The 14,541-nt window shown below is 69.3% G+C and carries 17 protein-coding genes and 1 pseudogene; 15 read left to right on the forward strand and 3 right to left on the reverse strand.

Annotated features, from left to right (window positions below):
- The first annotated feature begins 88 nt into the window (after window positions 1-88).
- From rsmD to mutM, 10 genes and pseudogenes are all read left to right on the forward strand, one after another.
- Window positions 89-655 (forward strand): 16S rRNA (guanine(966)-N(2))-methyltransferase RsmD, encoded by a 567-nt coding sequence (rsmD, locus tag EIZ44_RS05210; protein ID WP_199817561.1) that lies wholly within the window; start codon window positions 89-91, stop codon window positions 653-655.
- Between the two features lie 52 nt (window positions 656-707).
- Window positions 708-1,190 (forward strand): pantetheine-phosphate adenylyltransferase, encoded by a 483-nt coding sequence (gene coaD, locus EIZ44_RS05215; RefSeq protein WP_037811658.1) that lies wholly within the window; start codon window positions 708-710, stop codon window positions 1,188-1,190.
- 141 nt (window positions 1,191-1,331) lie between these two features.
- Complete coding sequence (locus EIZ44_RS05220; protein WP_037811656.1) at window positions 1,332-2,051, forward strand: ribonuclease domain-containing protein; 720 nt, start codon at window positions 1,332-1,334, stop codon at window positions 2,049-2,051.
- A 154-nt stretch (window positions 2,052-2,205) separates the two neighbouring features.
- A complete protein-coding gene (locus EIZ44_RS05225) occupies window positions 2,206-2,931 on the forward strand; it encodes a DivIVA domain-containing protein (protein ID WP_037812104.1) in 726 nt (241 codons plus the stop codon).
- Window positions 2,932-2,950: 19 nt separating this feature from the next.
- Window positions 2,951-3,115 (forward strand): annotated as a pseudogene (locus tag EIZ44_RS05230) (DivIVA domain-containing protein); the annotation flags it as partial.
- Between the two features lie 13 nt (window positions 3,116-3,128).
- Window positions 3,129-3,299, forward strand: a complete 171-nt coding sequence (locus tag EIZ44_RS05235) for a hypothetical protein (RefSeq protein ID WP_439098582.1) — start codon at window positions 3,129-3,131, stop codon at window positions 3,297-3,299.
- 147 nt (window positions 3,300-3,446) lie between these two features.
- Entirely contained in the window at window positions 3,447-4,064 is a 618-nt protein-coding gene (locus EIZ44_RS05240; protein ID WP_037811654.1) for a YceD family protein, read from the forward strand.
- A 74-nt stretch (window positions 4,065-4,138) separates the two neighbouring features.
- Window positions 4,139-4,321, forward strand: a complete 183-nt coding sequence (gene rpmF / locus EIZ44_RS05245; RefSeq protein WP_009074209.1) for a 50S ribosomal protein L32 — start codon at window positions 4,139-4,141, stop codon at window positions 4,319-4,321.
- 14 nt (window positions 4,322-4,335) lie between these two features.
- Window positions 4,336-5,076 carry a ribonuclease III gene (gene rnc / locus EIZ44_RS05250; protein ID WP_182892148.1) on the forward strand — a complete coding sequence of 247 codons (741 nt, stop codon included), beginning with the start codon at window positions 4,336-4,338 and terminating at the stop codon, window positions 5,074-5,076.
- Window positions 5,077-5,157: 81 nt separating this feature from the next.
- Window positions 5,158-6,018, forward strand: coding sequence for a bifunctional DNA-formamidopyrimidine glycosylase/DNA-(apurinic or apyrimidinic site) lyase (mutM, locus tag EIZ44_RS05255; protein WP_037811650.1), 861 nt, complete (start codon window positions 5,158-5,160; stop codon window positions 6,016-6,018).
- Between the two features lie 165 nt (window positions 6,019-6,183).
- Here mutM and EIZ44_RS05260 read toward each other — a convergent pair whose 3' ends face one another.
- A complete protein-coding gene (locus EIZ44_RS05260) occupies window positions 6,184-7,665 on the reverse strand; it encodes a nitrilase-related carbon-nitrogen hydrolase (RefSeq protein WP_134727858.1) in 1,482 nt (493 codons plus the stop codon).
- Window positions 7,666-7,879: 214 nt separating this feature from the next.
- Window positions 7,880-8,461 (reverse strand): TetR/AcrR family transcriptional regulator, encoded by a 582-nt coding sequence (locus EIZ44_RS05265; protein ID WP_134727859.1) that lies wholly within the window; start codon window positions 8,459-8,461, stop codon window positions 7,880-7,882.
- A 160-nt stretch (window positions 8,462-8,621) separates the two neighbouring features.
- Between EIZ44_RS05265 and EIZ44_RS05270 the strand changes: the two genes are divergently transcribed.
- Window positions 8,622-8,945 (forward strand): PadR family transcriptional regulator, encoded by a 324-nt coding sequence (locus tag EIZ44_RS05270; protein ID WP_134727860.1) that lies wholly within the window; start codon window positions 8,622-8,624, stop codon window positions 8,943-8,945.
- A 45-nt stretch (window positions 8,946-8,990) separates the two neighbouring features.
- Complete coding sequence (locus EIZ44_RS05275) at window positions 8,991-10,211, forward strand: HAAS signaling domain-containing protein (RefSeq protein WP_037811645.1); 1,221 nt, start codon at window positions 8,991-8,993, stop codon at window positions 10,209-10,211.
- A gap of 141 nt (window positions 10,212-10,352) precedes the next feature.
- On the opposite strand, the gene EIZ44_RS05280 is transcribed toward EIZ44_RS05275, so the two are convergent.
- Window positions 10,353-10,874 (reverse strand): YflT domain-containing protein, encoded by a 522-nt coding sequence (locus EIZ44_RS05280; protein WP_009074217.1) that lies wholly within the window; start codon window positions 10,872-10,874, stop codon window positions 10,353-10,355.
- A gap of 238 nt (window positions 10,875-11,112) precedes the next feature.
- Between EIZ44_RS05280 and EIZ44_RS05285 the strand changes: the two genes are divergently transcribed.
- From EIZ44_RS05285 to EIZ44_RS05295, 3 genes are read left to right on the forward strand one after another with little or no spacing between them, the layout of a single operon-like run.
- Window positions 11,113-12,477: a glutamine synthetase family protein gene (locus EIZ44_RS05285; RefSeq protein WP_205673052.1), complete on the forward strand. Its 1,365-nt coding sequence runs from the start codon at window positions 11,113-11,115 to the stop codon at window positions 12,475-12,477.
- Window positions 12,458-13,171, forward strand: coding sequence for a gamma-glutamyl-gamma-aminobutyrate hydrolase family protein (locus EIZ44_RS05290; RefSeq protein WP_134727861.1), 714 nt, complete (start codon window positions 12,458-12,460; stop codon window positions 13,169-13,171). Before EIZ44_RS05285 ends, EIZ44_RS05290 begins: the two co-directional genes overlap by 20 nt.
- Window positions 13,168-14,541, forward strand: coding sequence for an aldehyde dehydrogenase family protein (locus EIZ44_RS05295; protein WP_134727862.1), 1,374 nt, complete (start codon window positions 13,168-13,170; stop codon window positions 14,539-14,541). Before EIZ44_RS05290 ends, EIZ44_RS05295 begins: the two co-directional genes overlap by 4 nt.

The following is a 14,541-nucleotide window of genomic DNA, read 5'->3' on the forward strand; positions in this document are numbered from 1 at the left end:
GGGCGAAGGACGACTCTACGCGCCCGCGCGCGCGGGTTCGGCAAGTCCTGCCCAACGCCACATCGCGACCTTGGGCGAAGATGGCCGGGTGACGAGGATCGTGGCGGGGAAGGCGGGCGGACGGCGGCTGAAGGTGCCGCCCAAAGGCACCCGCCCGACGTCGGAGCGGGTGCGGGAAGCACTGTTCAACGCCCTCGAAGTGGCCGGCGAGCTGGACGGAGCCCGCGTGCTCGACCTCTACGCCGGCTCGGGCGCGCTCGGTCTCGAAGCGCTTTCGCGCGGTGCCGCGGACGCGTGGTTCGTGGAAGCCGACCGCCGGGCCGCGGACGTGCTTCGCGGCAACGTCGCCGAGTTGCGGCTGGGCGGCACGGTGCGAGCCGGGCAAGTGGAGACAGTGGTCGCCGCGCCTGCGACGGTGCAGTTCGACGTGGTGCTGGCAGATCCGCCGTACGCGGTCGACGCTGCTTCGCTGGGCACAGTGCTCGCTTCGCTACACAGTGGCGGCTGGCTCACCGAAGGCGCGTTGGCAGTGATCGAACGCGCAGCGCGCGACGGTGCTCCGGACTGGCCGTCGACCTTCAAGCCGCTTCGCGACAAGCGCTACGGCGACACGGCGCTGTACTGGGCTGAGTACGACAGCTCATCTGAGGTGTGACGCAGTCGTCACGAGAGCGCGCGCGACGGCGGGGCTTGATAGCGTCCGCGCCATGCGGCGTGCGGTCTGTCCCGGCTCTTACGATCCGGCCACCAACGGACATCTCGACATCATCGAGCGGGCTTCGGCGCTCTTCGACGAGGTTGTCGTCGCCGTGGGGGTGAACAAGAGCAAGAAGGGCCTCTTCAGCGTCGAGGAACGCATGGAGATCCTGCGCGAGATCACCGCGAAACTGCCGAACGTGCGCGTCGATTCGTGGCAGGGCCTGCTCGTGGACTACTGCCGCGAGAACGACATCGCCGCGGTCGCGAAGGGCCTGCGCTCGGTCAGCGACTTCGACTACGAGCTGCAGATGGCCCAGATGAACCGCGAGCTCACCGGCCTCGAAACGCTGCTGATGGCCAACAACCCGGCGTACGGCTTCGTGTCCAGCTCGCTGGTCAAGGAGATCGCGGCGCTCGGCGGCGACATCGAGAACCTGGTCCCGCCGGTGGTCTACGAACGCCTCGTCGCGGTCTACGCCAAGCGGGACTGAGCACCGCGTCCGGCCGGAAGGCCAGTCCAGCGGCCGATTTAGCCTGAACGGATTACTGCCTTCGTCGGGACTTCGGCCGCGGCCCGAAGCTGTTCACCTCGCGTCATTCTGCAGACCACCCGTCCGGGTTACCGTCCGAAAATGACCAACAACCGCAGCCGCATAGTCGGTGTCCTTTTCGCACTGCTGGTCGGTTTCCTGGGGTTCGGCACGGCCGCGGAGGCCGTCCCGCTGTCCCCGGCGGCTCCGGCGTCCGTGCAGCCGAAGCAGAACTCCTGCGGGGATCTGTCCGGCTTCACGCACGTCAAGCTGTCGGCGCTGCCCGCGCAGGCGACTGACACCTACAAGCTCATCCAGACGAACGGGCCGTTCCCGTACCCGAAGAACGACGGCGTCGTCTTCACCAACCGCGAGGGGATCCTGCCCTCCTGCGCGTCGAGCTACTACCACGAGTACACCGTGCCCACGCCCGGTTCGAGCAACCGCGGCACCCGCCGGATCGTGACCGGCCAGGGCGGCGAGTACTTCTACACCGGCGACCACTACGAGTCCTTCCAGGTCATCGACATCGACGGCGGCAGCACCCCGACGAAGTGCGGCGACCTGTCGAAGCTGAGCCCGGTCGGCTACTCGACGCTGTCCGCCGACGCCAAGAAGGTCGTCGACGGCGTCCGTGAGGGCACCCTCAACGACGGCACGACCTACGAGAACCGCGAGGGCGTCCTGCCCGCGTGCGACGCCGGCTACTACACGCTGTACGACGTCGGCTCGGAAGACCGCGTGATCTCCGGCAAGGGCGGCGAGCTCGTCTACACGCCGGACCACTACGCCACCTTCAAGAAGATCGATCTCAACAGCTGACGCTGGTTCGGGAGGGGCGGTCTCACCGACGAGTGAGGCCGCCCCTTCCCGTGCGCACCAGGACACGCCCGGTCGGGTGCTCGTTCACCGGTTCAGGCTGCGAAGCGGGCAGACTGGAAGCCAGTGATCGGGGAAACTGCTTGAGGGAGTGGCCGTGTACCGGGTTTTCGAGGCACTCGACGAGCTCGTCACGATCGTCGAAGAGGCCCGTGGGGTTCCCATGACGTCCAGCTGCGTGGTGCCCCGCGGCGACGTCCTCGAGCTGCTCGACGACGTCCGCGACGCGCTTCCCGGCGAAGTGGACGACGCGCAGGACGTGCTCGACAAGCGCGACGACCTGCTGCTTGCCGCGCGCAAGGAGGCGGGGGAGACCGTCTCGAGCGCGAACGAGGAAGCCGAGCGGACGGTGTCGGACGCCACGTCCGAGGCCGAGCGCATCCTCGCCGACGCGCGCGCCCGCGCCGAGCAGATGCTGGGCGACGCGCACAACGAGGCCGAGCGCATGGTCGCGGGCGGACAGGCCGAGTACCAGAACCTCACCGAACGGTCCCGCGCCGAATCCGAGCGGATGATCCAGGCCGGCCGCGACGCCTACGACCGCGCGATCGAGGACGCCCGCGCCGAACAGGCCCGGCTCGTCTCGCAGACCGAGGTCGTGCAGGCCGCGCACGCGGAGTCCGCGCGGATCGTCGACGAGGCGCACGCCGAAGCCGACCGTCAGCGTGCCGACTGCGACGCGTACGTGGACGGCAAGCTGGCGGAGTTCTCCGAGCTGCTGGCGACCACGCTGCGCACCGTCGACTCGGGCCGTAACCACCTGCGCTCGCCCTCGACCGGCCATGGCGGCGGTCGCTCGACGCTGTACGACTACCAGGTCTGACTCGCGGCGGCGCTTGGCGCGACCGGCCGCGCACTGCGACGCGTACGTGGACGGCAAACTGGCCGAGTTCTCCGAGTTGCTGGCGACCACGCTGCGCACCGTCGACTCGGGCCGTAACCACCTGCGCTCGCCCTCGACCGGCCATGGCGGCGGTCGCTCGACGCTGTACGACTACCAGGTCTGACTCGCGGCGGCGCTTGGCGCGACCGGCCGCGCACTGCGACGCGTACGTGGACGGCAAACTGGCCGAGTTCTCCGAGTTGCTGGCGACCACGCTGCGCACCGTCGACTCGGGCCGTAACCACCTGCGCTCGCCCTCGACCGGCCATGGCGGCGGTCGCTCGACGCTGTACGACTACCAGGTCTGACCCGCGGCGGCGCTTGGCGCGACCGGCTGAATGCGCGCCCGGCGGGGTGAGCCTCGCAGGTGCGGATGCCGGTCGGAACCGGCTTCGCCGCGCACTAGCCCCGGCCAGCTCTAACGAGGTTGCGGGGGCTGCGTACGCTGGTAGGCGATGTCCGAAAACCCTGCCCAGAACCCCCGCCCCGCGCAGCTCGACGACCGCAGCCCGTGGGTGGTCGACACCCGTGAGCTCGGCCGTCGCGCGGGACTCAGCCGGGAGTTGCGCCGCAGCGCGCCCGTGCCGACCTCGCTCGGCGTCCCCGGCGTGCTCGAAATCCGCGAAGGCGAGCCGGTCGAGCTCGACCTGATGCTCGAATCCGTCGTCGAGGGCGTCCTCGTCACCGGCACCGCCTCGGCGGTCGCCACCGGCGAGTGCTCGCGCTGCCTCGACCCGGTCACCGAGGACGTCGAGGTCGACCTCACCGAGCTGTTCGCCTACCCGGGCTCGGCCACCGAGGAGACCACCGACGAGGACGAGATCCCCCGCCTGGTCGACGACCGGATCGACCTCGAGCCGACCGTCCGCGACGCCGTGGTGCTGGCGCTCCCGCTCGCCCCGCTGTGCCGCGAGGACTGCCCGGGACTGTGCATCGAATGCGGCGTCAAGTGGGCCGATCTCGAGCCCGGACACGGGCATGAGAAGATAGATCCTCGGTGGGCCGCGCTGGTCGAGCGATTCGACGAGAACGCGGGCGAAAAGCCTGCGCACGGCTCCGGAGAGCAAGCCTGACGAGCGTCCAGCTCGATCCGGGAGAAGTAAGTTCGCTCGCATCCGCGAGCAGACCGTTTGAAGGAGATCTACTCGTGGCCGTCCCGAAGCGGAAGATGTCGCGATCCAACACGCGCTCCCGCCGCAGCCAGTGGAAGGCGGCTCCGGTTCAGCTGGTGCCCTGCTCCAACCGCGCCTGCCGCCAGCCGAAAATCCAGCACGTCGCTTGCCCGGCTTGCGGCCAGCACAACGGCCGCCAGGTCGTCGAGCCCGCCTGAGCGGGCAGCCGACCATGGGGGGTAAGCCCGTCGGAGGACCCGCGGCCGATCCCGCATCGTTGCTCGAGGCGCTCGGGGTCGTTCTCGACCCCGAGCTGCTCCGTCTTTCGCTCACGCACCGCTCGTACGCGTACGAGCACGGCGGCCTGCCGCCGAACGAGCGACTGGAGTTCCTCGGAGACGCGGTGCTCGGCCTCGTCGTCACCGACCACCTCTACACCACCCACCCCGACCTGCCCGAGGGTCAGCTCGCGAAGCTGCGCGCCAGCGTCGTCAACATGCACGCGCTGGCCGGCGTCGCGCGCGGGCTCGGCGAGGGCGGGCTCGGGGCGCATCTGCTGCTGGGCAAGGGCGAAGAGCTCACCGGCGGCCGGGACAAGGCGAGCATCCTCGCCGACGGTCTCGAAGCCGTCATCGGCGCCACGTACCTCGCGCACGGCATCGAGGTCGCGCGCAAGCTCGTGCACCACCTCTTCGACGGGTTGCTGGCCGAGGCTCCGCTGCGCGGGGCAGGCCTCGACTGGAAGACCAGCCTGCAGGAGCTGACCGCCTCCGGGGGACTCGGCGTGCCCGAGTACCGCGTCGAGGACAGCGGTCCCGACCACCGCAAGGAATTCACCGCCACCGTGCTGGTGGCGGGCCGTGCGCTGGGCGAAGGCAACGGCACCACGAAGAAGGAAGCCGAGCAGAAGGCCGCGGAGACCGCCTGGCGGGCCCTGTCGGAGGAACTCGGCACGGGCGACGACGCGAGCTGACGCCTCGCACTCTTCCCGGGGCCGGTCGACCTAGGTCGACCGGCCCCGTTTTTTGTCGGTGGCGCCGGGCAGAATGAGCGCATGCCCGAACTACCCGAGGTCGAGACCGTCCGCGCCGGTCTCGAAGCGCACGTCGCCGGCCGTACCGTCCGGGCCGTCGAGGTGCTGCACGACCGCGCCATCCGGCGGCACGCCCAGGGAGCCGCCGACTTCACCGGACGGCTCGCCGGAGTCACGATCGAAGCCGCCCGGCGGCGCGGCAAATACCTGTGGCTGGAACTGTCCGACGGCGAGGCGGTGCTGGCGCATCTCGGCATGAGCGGCCAGATGCTGGTGCAGCCCGAGGACGCGCCGGACGAGAAACACCTGCGCGTCCGGGTCCGGTTCGCCGACGACGGACCGGAACTGCGGTTCGTCGACCAGCGCACGTTCGGCGGACTGGCGCTGGACGAACTGGTCGAGGTCGACGGCGACAGCCTGCCCGGCACGATCGCGCACATCGCCCGGGACCCGATGGACCCGAAATTCGATCCGGAGGCGGCGGTGCGCGCACTGCGCTCGCGGCGGACCGAGGTGAAGCGTGCGCTGCTGGACCAGACGTTGGTGTCCGGGGTGGGCAACATCTATGCGGACGAGGCGTTGTGGCGGGCGAAGCTGCATTGGTCCCGGCCGACCGAGAAACTCACTGCCGCGCAAGGGCGAACGCTGTTGTCGGCGGCCAGCGACGTGATGTCGGCTGCGTTGCTCGTGGGCGGGACGTCGTTTGACGCGCTTTATGTGAATGTGAACGGACAGTCTGGGTACTTCGAGCGCTCGCTCGACGCGTACGGCCAGGAAGGGATGCCGTGCCGTCGGTGCGGGTCGCCGATCCGGAGGGAGCCGTTCATGAACCGGTCGTCGTTCTCGTGCCCGCGGTGCCAGCGGCGGGCTCGGGCCGCTTAGTCGCGCGGAGTCGGGTGAAGCCAAGCCAGCGACGGTCGTCGCGCGTGTGGGCTCTGCGAACCAGTCGCCGAAGCGGGTGTGGAGTGTCTGGCCGGGCTCGGCGGGAACGTCGGTGGCCGACGGTGCGGGTTTCGCCGAGGACGCGGGTGTAGCTGGCGGGCAGCGTCAGGCTGCCGTTCGAGTCGCGGTGTCAGCGGTGGGCGCGGGCCGCTTAGCAGCGCGGAGTCGGGCGAAGGCCAAGCCAGCAACGGTCATCGCCAGCGTGAGCCAAGCGAACCAGTCACCGAAGCGGGTGTAGAAAGTCTGGCCAGGACCCGCCGGGACGTCGGCGACGACTGACGTGAACGGGGCTGGGCCGCCGGTGCGGGCTTCGCCCAGGACGCGGCCGTAGCCGTCGGACAGCATCAGGCTGCCGTTCGCGTCGGAGAGGGCTATCGACTGTCCACTTTCGACACCTCGGAGCAGCGCGTTGCGGGTGTGCTGCCAGCCGCCCTCGTCGTTGGTGCCCGGCGGGACCGCCAGTTCCGCGGGGACGGCGAGGATCCGCGAACCGGCGGCGGCGTAGTCGAGGCTGGGGGAGGGGAACGTCGTGTCGCCGCAGATCACCAAGCCGGTCGGGACCTTCGCGCCGGGGACGAACACCAGGTCCCGGCCGGGTGGGCTCACCAGGTCGTGGTGCTTCAGGTAGCGAGCGGGCGCCGAGCCGTCGGCGGGGAAGGCCAGTGCGTAGTCGTAGTTGTGCCTGCCGGGGCGGTCGTAGTACTCGAAGCCGACCACGATCGCCGCACCACGGGCCTTCGCCGCGCGTCGCATCGGATCTACCAGTGCGGCGGGCCATTCTTCTTTGGCGCTGAAAGCGGCTTCGGGCAAGACAACGAGCTGCACGCCGTCGGGCATGGCGGAGATCTGGTCGAGGTACTCCTGCACCAGAGCGCGGCCGCGAGCGGTGCCGAGTTCAGGACCCCAGTGATAGCCGGCGTTTTGCGTGATCGCGGCCATCCGCACCGTCGGGCCGCCCGTGCCGGAAAGTCGTAGGGCACCGCCGCCGAGGGACAGCGCCACGATGACTGCGGCGACAACACCGGTGCGCAGCCGGGAAGCGCCGGGTGCGCACATCGCGGCGACCGCACAGGCGGGCAGCAGCACCAAAAACTCGACGCCCCACATTCCGGCCCACGACGCGGTTTGCAGTACGAGGGGCGCGTCGCCTTGGTCGTTGGCGAGGGAACCCATCATCCCCATCGGGTTCAAGGTCGCGATCAGGTACAGGAGGGCAGTCCACGCCGCGGGGGCGGCCAGGCTGGCCAGCAGCGTCCGGCGGCGGCGCGCCAAGGCCCAGAAAAGCCAGACCGCGAACGTGAACACCAGCGACATCCCGACATCGATGGAGGCGCCGAACGGCCACAGCGGTTCGTCGCCGGAATGTGCTTGGTAGGCCCACATATTCGCGGTGCCGAGCAGGAAAGCGCCGAACGCGGTGCCCGCGGCGGTCCATCCGCCGACGCGGGTTGCCAGCAGCAGCACCGGAAACGGCGCGAGCCACGTCAACGCGGCGATCGGCGCGAGGCCGGTGCCGAAGTAGAAGAGTGCCGCCGAAGACAGGAGTGCAGCTGCGATTTGCCAGCGGGCGTGAGGTTTCGAGGTCATCGGAGGCCCTTCGGGGGCTCCGATGGCCGAGGTTGCGCGGCCTGGATCTCCCGGCGGGCGTGAGGTTTTGAAGTCATCGGAGACCCTCCGGGAACTCTGTTGGCATAGGTCGCGCGGTCCGGATCTCTCTGCGGGCGTGAGGTTTCGAGGTCATCGGAGACCCTCCGGGAGCTCCGTTGGCCGAGGGCGCGCGGCCCGGATCTCTCGGCGGGCATTACGTTCTGAGGCCATCGAAAATCCTCCGCGATGTACGCCGGCACAGTGCGCGGAACTCGGGTTCCGCCACCCCCATCCGGCCGGCGAGGTAGTGCAGCACCATGCCTTGCGTCTGCGTGCTCACGGTCAGCGCGGCTTCGAGCGGATCGTCCTCGCGCAGGACGCCGTCGCGCATGCCTTCTTCGATCAAGCGCACCAGCGCGGTGAACGGCGGCGATCCGGGCTCGCGGAAACCGTCCGGGTAGAGCCGGGCTTGGGCGCCGTCGTCGGTCATCAGGAAGCGGTACAGGTGCGGTTGGCCGAGTGCGAAATCCAGAAACCGGGCCAGCAGCGCGTCGAAGCGGTCGAACCAGTCGCCGTCCGGGGCCGGGTCTTTCCACGCCGCGCCCAGTTCGCGGCCGGTGGCGTCGGCGACCGCGCGCAGCAGGACCTCTCGGTTCTCGTAGTGCCGGTAGATCGCCATCGCGGTGACTCCGGCGGCTTCGGCGACCCGGCGCATGCTGACCGCCGCCGCGCCCTCGGCGGCGATGATCTCGCGTGCCGCCGACGCGAGCCGTTCGGCTGTCGGGATCTCGACCATGTCTACAGTGTAGACCAGAAGGTCTACGCTGTATACCTGGCCGTTTGTCTCCCGCTGACCTGGCCGGATGGGCAGCGATACCGCCGGATGGCCGCTCGCCGCGCACACTACTGCGCTATGCGTGGTACCTTCTCTCGCGTAGCACCGGGGAAGGAACGCCGTGGAGATCAGTCAGCTGCTCAAGGGAGTGCTGGACCTGGCGGTCCTCGCGGTGCTGCGCGACGACGACGGGTACGGCTACGACGTGCTGCGAAGACTTCGCGTCGCCGGCCTGGACGAGGTCGGGGACGCATCGGTGTACGGCACGCTGCGGCGGCTGTACAAGGCGGGGTTGCTGACGTCCTATGTGGTTCCGAGCGAAGAAGGCCCGCACCGCAAGTACTACAGCTTGAACGACCGGGGCCGGGCGCGGCTCGCCGAATCGGCGCACACGTGGCGCAGCTTCGCGTCCACTATGGACAGTTTGGTGAAAGAGCGGGCCTGACCGCGCGGACAGGCGGAACGCGGCACGAATCGGGGAGAGGCAGCAATGAGCACGGACAAGCCGACGGCCGCGCGGGCGTACCTGTCGAGGGTGCGCACCGCGCTCGCGGATCTGCCCGCGAACGAGATCGAGGAACTGCTCGAGGACGTCCGGCCGCAGCTGGCCGAGATGGAGACGGAACTCGGGGCGGCGGCGAAGGTCGAGGACCTCGTCGCGCGGCTCGGCACCCCGGAGAGCTACGCGGCCGAGTTGCGGGCGTCCGGCGGCTACCCGCCCGCTCCGGCAGCTCCGGAAGCCGCGACCGAGGTGCTCCCGGCGGCGAAGCCGGGCCGGGTCGGACCGCGGCTTGCCCTGTGGGGCTTGCTGTTCAGTGCGGCGGGGACGGCGCTGGTGGCGTTCTCCGCCGCGGTGCGTTTCGACGCCGAGGTGCTGATCGGGATGCTCGTGCTCGCCCCCGTCTTCGCGGTGAGCGTGGCGTTCCTGCTGCTCCGCGGCGTCGACGCGATGCGGGAGCTGCCGGAGGTGGTCCGCGCCAAGGCGATGGTGAAGTCGATGCGGGAGGACCGGTCGGCCGACCGCGCGCTCACGTATCTGAACTCGCTGAAGCCGGCGTGGTGGGTGGTCTGCGGGTTCGCGCTGCTGGCGTTCGGGCTGCTGCTGATGGTCCGGAACCTGCACGCGATCCTGCTGCTGCCGGTGCTGCTGGTCGGCGCGGGCCTGGTGATGTGGGCGGGCCCGCGCACCAAGGCCGACGGACGGATGCTGTGGATCGCGGTTCCGGTGTCGGCGTTCGTGGTGGGCAGCGCGTTCGGCGGCCTCGGCGCGGCGGTCAACCTCGTCCGCGACCGCTCGTACTCGTCGAACTCCACCCCGATCTACACCTCGTCGATGTACCAGGACTCCCACGGCAACGACTCGCTGCGCTACGGCCAGCACGAACTGACCAACCTGTACGTCTTCGACGCGAACGGCAAACCGCTCGAGAACGTCTACCTGTACGACGACCGGGGCCGCCCGCTCACCATCACGCGCTACGGCTGCGAGAAGGACACCGGCACGAGCCAGATGACCGGGCAGGACAACCAGTTCCCGCGCCCGAAGGTCGTCGAGGGAGTGCAGGACGACCACGGGAACGTCAACGGCTACAACGGTTATCGCGGATACTGCCGGGAGGACGCGGGGGTGCCGTTCGCGGCGGTGATCCCGAAGGCCCCGACGCCGGTTCCGCCGACCGCTCCGACGAAGGCCGCTCCGCCGACGCGGTAAGCGCGCCCTCGTGAGCGTTGATTCCGGTGAGAACCGGCTTCGGCACTCACGAGACCCCGCCTCCCGGAAAAGCCCCGGAACGCGAAACCGGGCACCCAGGCCGCGAACGGCCGGGGCGCCCGGGAGGCGAGTCGCCGGAACTCAGTGGTTGAACGCGGAGCGCGCGGCCAGGTCCGCCAGCAGCTGGCGGCCCTTCTCGGCGTTGCGCGGCTGCGACAGCACGTCGTAGCGCTGGGCGACCAGCTGGCTTTGCGAGATGAACCCGCGCTTGTTGCGGTTCGCCGCGTAGCCCAGTGCGCCGAAGGCCACGTTGAACACGACACCCGCGGCGAGGCCGAGCACGATCGACAGCAGTCCGGCGGCCGGGTTGAGCATGCTCAGCACCAGGCCCAGGAACAGGCCGAACACCGCGCCGGACATGGCCGCGCTGCTGAGCATCCGGCTCCAGCTCATCTTGCCCGCGATGCGCTCCACCAGCATCGGCTGGACCCCGACGATCGTGACGTCGGTGACCGGGAAATCAGCGTGCGCGAGGTGGTCGACGGCCTGCTGGGCCTGTTCGTAGGACTCGTACGACCCGATCGGCCACCCGGTGGGCAGCGTCGGGAGCTGCGGCCGCGCCTGCTGCTGGCTGAACGTGGTCTGCGTGAATGCTTCAGTCATCCCTCTCACCTCTCTTGCCCGGTCCAACGCACGAGGCGGCGGATTTGGTCCCGGACGCACCCGATTCACAGTATCTTCTCAGCCGGGCAACCCGGACATAGCAGGCGCCGCGCGGGGGAGGCCGGTCGAGCACGCGTTTAAAGGTATGAGAAAATACCTTTCAGTGGATTGACCGAGGCTCGACGGCCCGGTAGGAAGAAGCCGCAAAGGACCTGATCCGAACCTTTGGGGCGATGCGATGGCGGCCAGGCGAGGAATGCTCACGCTCGAAGAACTCCGCGAACGGGTGACGGCGGGCACGATCGACACGGTGCTCGTCGCGCTCACCGACATGCAGGGGCGGCTCCAGGGCAAGCGCTGTTCGGCGGAGTACTTCCTCGAAGAGGTGGCCGGCCACGCGACCGAGGCGTGCAACTACCTGCTCGCGGTGGACGTCGACATGAACACCGTCGACGGCTACGACATCTCGTCCTGGCAGAGCGGCTACGGCGACTTCGTGCTCCGGCCGGATTTCGCGACGCTGCGGGAGATCCCGTGGCAGGAGGGCACCGCGCTGGTGCTCGCGGACGTCGAGCGCGTGCAGGGCGGCCCGGTTTCCGTTTCCCCGCGCCAGGTGCTGCGCCGTCAGCTCGACCGGCTCGCCGAGCACGGCCTGAAGGCGTACGCGGGCACCGAACTCGAGTTCATCGTGTTCGACGACTCCTACGAGTCCGCCTGGGACAAGCGCTACCACGACCTCAAACCGTCCAATCAGTACAACGTTGACTACTCCATGCTCGGCACCGCGCGCATCGAGCCGCTGCTGCGCCGGATCCGCAACGAGATGGCGGGCGCGGGCCTGTATCCGGAGTCGGCGAAGGGCGAGTGCAACCCGGGTCAGCACGAGATCGCCTTCCGCTACGCCGAAGCGCTCGCGACCTGCGACAACCACGGCATCTACAAGAACGGTGCGAAGGAGATCGCCGCGCAGGAGGGCAAGAGTCTCACATTCATGGCGAAGTACAACGAACGCGAGGGCAACTCCTGTCACATCCACCTGAGCCTTCGCAGCAAGTCCGGCGAAGCGGTGCTTCCCGGCGACGGTGACCGCGGCTTCTCGAAGCTGATGCAGCACTTCCTCGCCGGACAGCTGGAGGCGTTGCGCGAGCTGACGTACTTCTTCGCCCCGAACATCAACTCCTACAAGCGTTACGTCCCTGGCAGCTTCGCGCCGACAGCGATCGCGTGGGGCACGGACAACCGTACGTGCGCGTTGCGCGTTGTCGGGCACGGTGACGGGTTGCGCGTCGAGAACCGCGTACCCGGCGGAGACGTGAACCCGTACCTCGCTGTCGCCGCGATGGTCGCTGCTGGGCTGCACGGCATCGAGAACGAACTGCCGTTGGAGCCTGAGTTCGTCGGCAACGCGTACGCGTCCGACAAGCCGACCGTGCCCGTCACGCTTGCTGAAGCGGCTGAAGCCCTCGAAGGCAGCCGTATCGCGCGAGATGCCTTCGGTGCCGATGTAGTCGACCATTACCTCAACGCCGCGCGGATCGAGCGCGAAGCGTACGAGCGAGCTGTGACCGATTGGGAGCGCATCCGTGGTTTCGAACGACTCTGACCCGCCCGTCATCGGGCTCAGCACGTATTCGGAACAGGCGAAGTTCCTGGCCTGGGACACCGAAGCGACGCTGCTGCACCGGGTGTACGCGGACTGCGTGGTCAAGGCGGGCGGGATTCCGGTGCTGCTGCCGCCGGTAAGCACGGCCTACGACGCGCTCGTCGGACGCATCGACGGTCTTGTCCTCACTGGCGGCGCGGACGTCGAACCCAGCCGGTACGACCAGGAGCCGCACCCCGCGACGTACATCCGCCCGGAGCGCGACGCGTTCGAGTTCGGCCTGTTCGCGGCGGCGCGCGCGGCCGGGAAGCCGGTGCTCGGCGTGTGCCGCGGGCTGCAAGTCATGAGCGTTGCGCTCGGCGGCACGCTCTCGCAGCACCTGCCGGAAACCCTGGGCGACGCGACGCATCAGCCCGCCCCGGCGACGTTCGGCACCAGCACCGTCAACCTGGTCGACGGCACGCGTGCGGCCGCGATTCTCGGCCGGGAAACGAAAGTCCAGTGCTACCACCATCAGGCGATCGACCGGCTCGGCTCCGGCTTGGTCGCGTCCGGCCACGCGGCGGACGGGACGATCGAGGCCGCGGAGATGCCGGGGGAGTTCGTGCTCGGCGTGCAGTGGCATCCGGAGCAGGACGGCGACGACGTTCGGCTGTTCGCTGCGCTGGCGAGCGCCGCGCAGGAGGGGAAATGACGACGTTCGAGGTGCGCAATCCGGCGACCGCGGAAGTGGTGCGCCAGGTCGAGCTGACCACCGAGGCGGAGACCGACGCCGCGATCGCCCGCGCGCACGCCGCGTTCCCGGCCTGGCGGGCGGTCGCCCCGGGCGATCGGGCGCGGCTGCTTCGCCGGTTCGCGGACGCGGTCGACGCCGACGTCGAGAACCTGGCCCGGCTCGAGGTCGAGAACTCCGGGCACACCATCGGCAACGCCCGCTGGGAAGCGGGCAACGTGCGCGACCTGCTCGAATACTCCGCGGGCGCGCCGGAACGGTTGCTGGGCAAGCAGATCCCCGTCGACGGCGGCGTCAACGTGACCTTCCACGAGCCGCTGGGCGTGGTCGGCGTGATCGTGCCGTGGAACTTCCCGATGCCGATCGCGGGTTGGGGCTTCGCGCCGGCGCTCGCGGCGGGCAACACCGTCGTGCTCAAACCGGCCGAGCTGACGCCGCTCACCGCGTTGCGGCTGGCCGAACTCGCCCGCGAGGCGGGTATCCCGGAGGACGTCTTCCAGGTGCTGCCGGGCAAGGGATCCGTTGTCGGGCAACGGTTTGTCACGCATCCGGCGGTGCGCAAGGTCGTGTTCACCGGCTCCACCGAGGTCGGCAAGCAGGTGATGGCCGGCTGCGCGGCGCAGGTGAAACGGGTGACGCTGGAGCTCGGCGGCAAGAACGCCAACATCGTGTTCGCCGACGCGGATCTGGAGAAGGCCGCGGCGACCGCGCCGTACGGAGTGTTCGACAACGCCGGGCAGGACTGCTGCGCGCGGTCGCTGATCCTGGTGCAGGACACCGTTTACGACCGGTTCCTCGAACTGCTGGAACCCGCGGTGCAGGGCGTGGTCGTCGGCGATCCGGGCGACGAGGCGACCGAGATGGGCCCGCTGATTTCCGCGGACCACCACGCGAAAGTCTCCTCCTACGTCACCGAGCAGACGCCGGTTGCCTTCCGCGGCAGCGCCCCGTCCGGGCCGGGGTACTGGTTCGCGCCGACCGTCGTGCTCCCGCCGGGATTGGACGATCCGCTGGCCCGCGACGAGATCTTCGGCCCGGTCGTCGCGGTGGTCCGCTTCCGCGACGAAGCCGAGGCGGTGCGGATGGCGAACGACACCGAATACGGCCTGTCCGGTTCGATCTGGACCCGCGACGTCGGCCGCGCTTTCCGGGTCGCGCGCGGTGTCGAATCCGGGAACCTGTCGGTGAATTCGCATTCCTCGGTCCGGTACTGGACGCCCTTCGGCGGCTTCAAGCAGTCCGGTCTCGGCCGCGAACTGGGCCCGGACGCCGCTGCCGCTTTCACCGAAACCAAGAACGTTTTCCTGAGCATCGAAAACACGGAGGAATGA

Source organism: Amycolatopsis nivea, assembly GCF_004522235.1.
Lineage (GTDB): Bacteria > Actinomycetota > Actinomycetes > Mycobacteriales > Pseudonocardiaceae > Amycolatopsis > Amycolatopsis nivea.

What these genes read in the sequence shown, in the direction of transcription:
- coaD (WP_037811658.1), top strand. Translation starts at nt 708, where the DNA reads ATGCGGCGTGCGGTCTGTCCCGGCTCTTACGATCCGGCCACCAACGGA.
- EIZ44_RS05220 (WP_037811656.1), top strand. Translation starts at nt 1,332, where the DNA reads ATGACCAACAACCGCAGCCGCATAGTCGGTGTCCTTTTCGCACTGCTG.
- EIZ44_RS05240 (WP_037811654.1), top strand. Translation starts at nt 3,447, where the DNA reads ATGTCCGAAAACCCTGCCCAGAACCCCCGCCCCGCGCAGCTCGACGAC.
- rnc (WP_182892148.1), top strand. Translation starts at nt 4,336, where the DNA reads ATGGGGGGTAAGCCCGTCGGAGGACCCGCGGCCGATCCCGCATCGTTG.
- mutM (WP_037811650.1), top strand. Translation starts at nt 5,158, where the DNA reads ATGCCCGAACTACCCGAGGTCGAGACCGTCCGCGCCGGTCTCGAAGCG.
- EIZ44_RS05260 (WP_134727858.1), bottom strand. Translation starts at nt 7,665, where the DNA reads ATGACCTCGAAACCTCACGCCCGCTGGCAAATCGCAGCTGCACTCCTG.
- EIZ44_RS05265 (WP_134727859.1), bottom strand. Translation starts at nt 8,461, where the DNA reads ATGGTCGAGATCCCGACAGCCGAACGGCTCGCGTCGGCGGCACGCGAG.
- EIZ44_RS05275 (WP_037811645.1), top strand. Translation starts at nt 8,991, where the DNA reads ATGAGCACGGACAAGCCGACGGCCGCGCGGGCGTACCTGTCGAGGGTG.
- EIZ44_RS05280 (WP_009074217.1), bottom strand. Translation starts at nt 10,874, where the DNA reads ATGACTGAAGCATTCACGCAGACCACGTTCAGCCAGCAGCAGGCGCGG.
- EIZ44_RS05285 (WP_205673052.1), top strand. Translation starts at nt 11,113, where the DNA reads ATGGCGGCCAGGCGAGGAATGCTCACGCTCGAAGAACTCCGCGAACGG.
- EIZ44_RS05295 (WP_134727862.1), top strand. Translation starts at nt 13,168, where the DNA reads ATGACGACGTTCGAGGTGCGCAATCCGGCGACCGCGGAAGTGGTGCGC.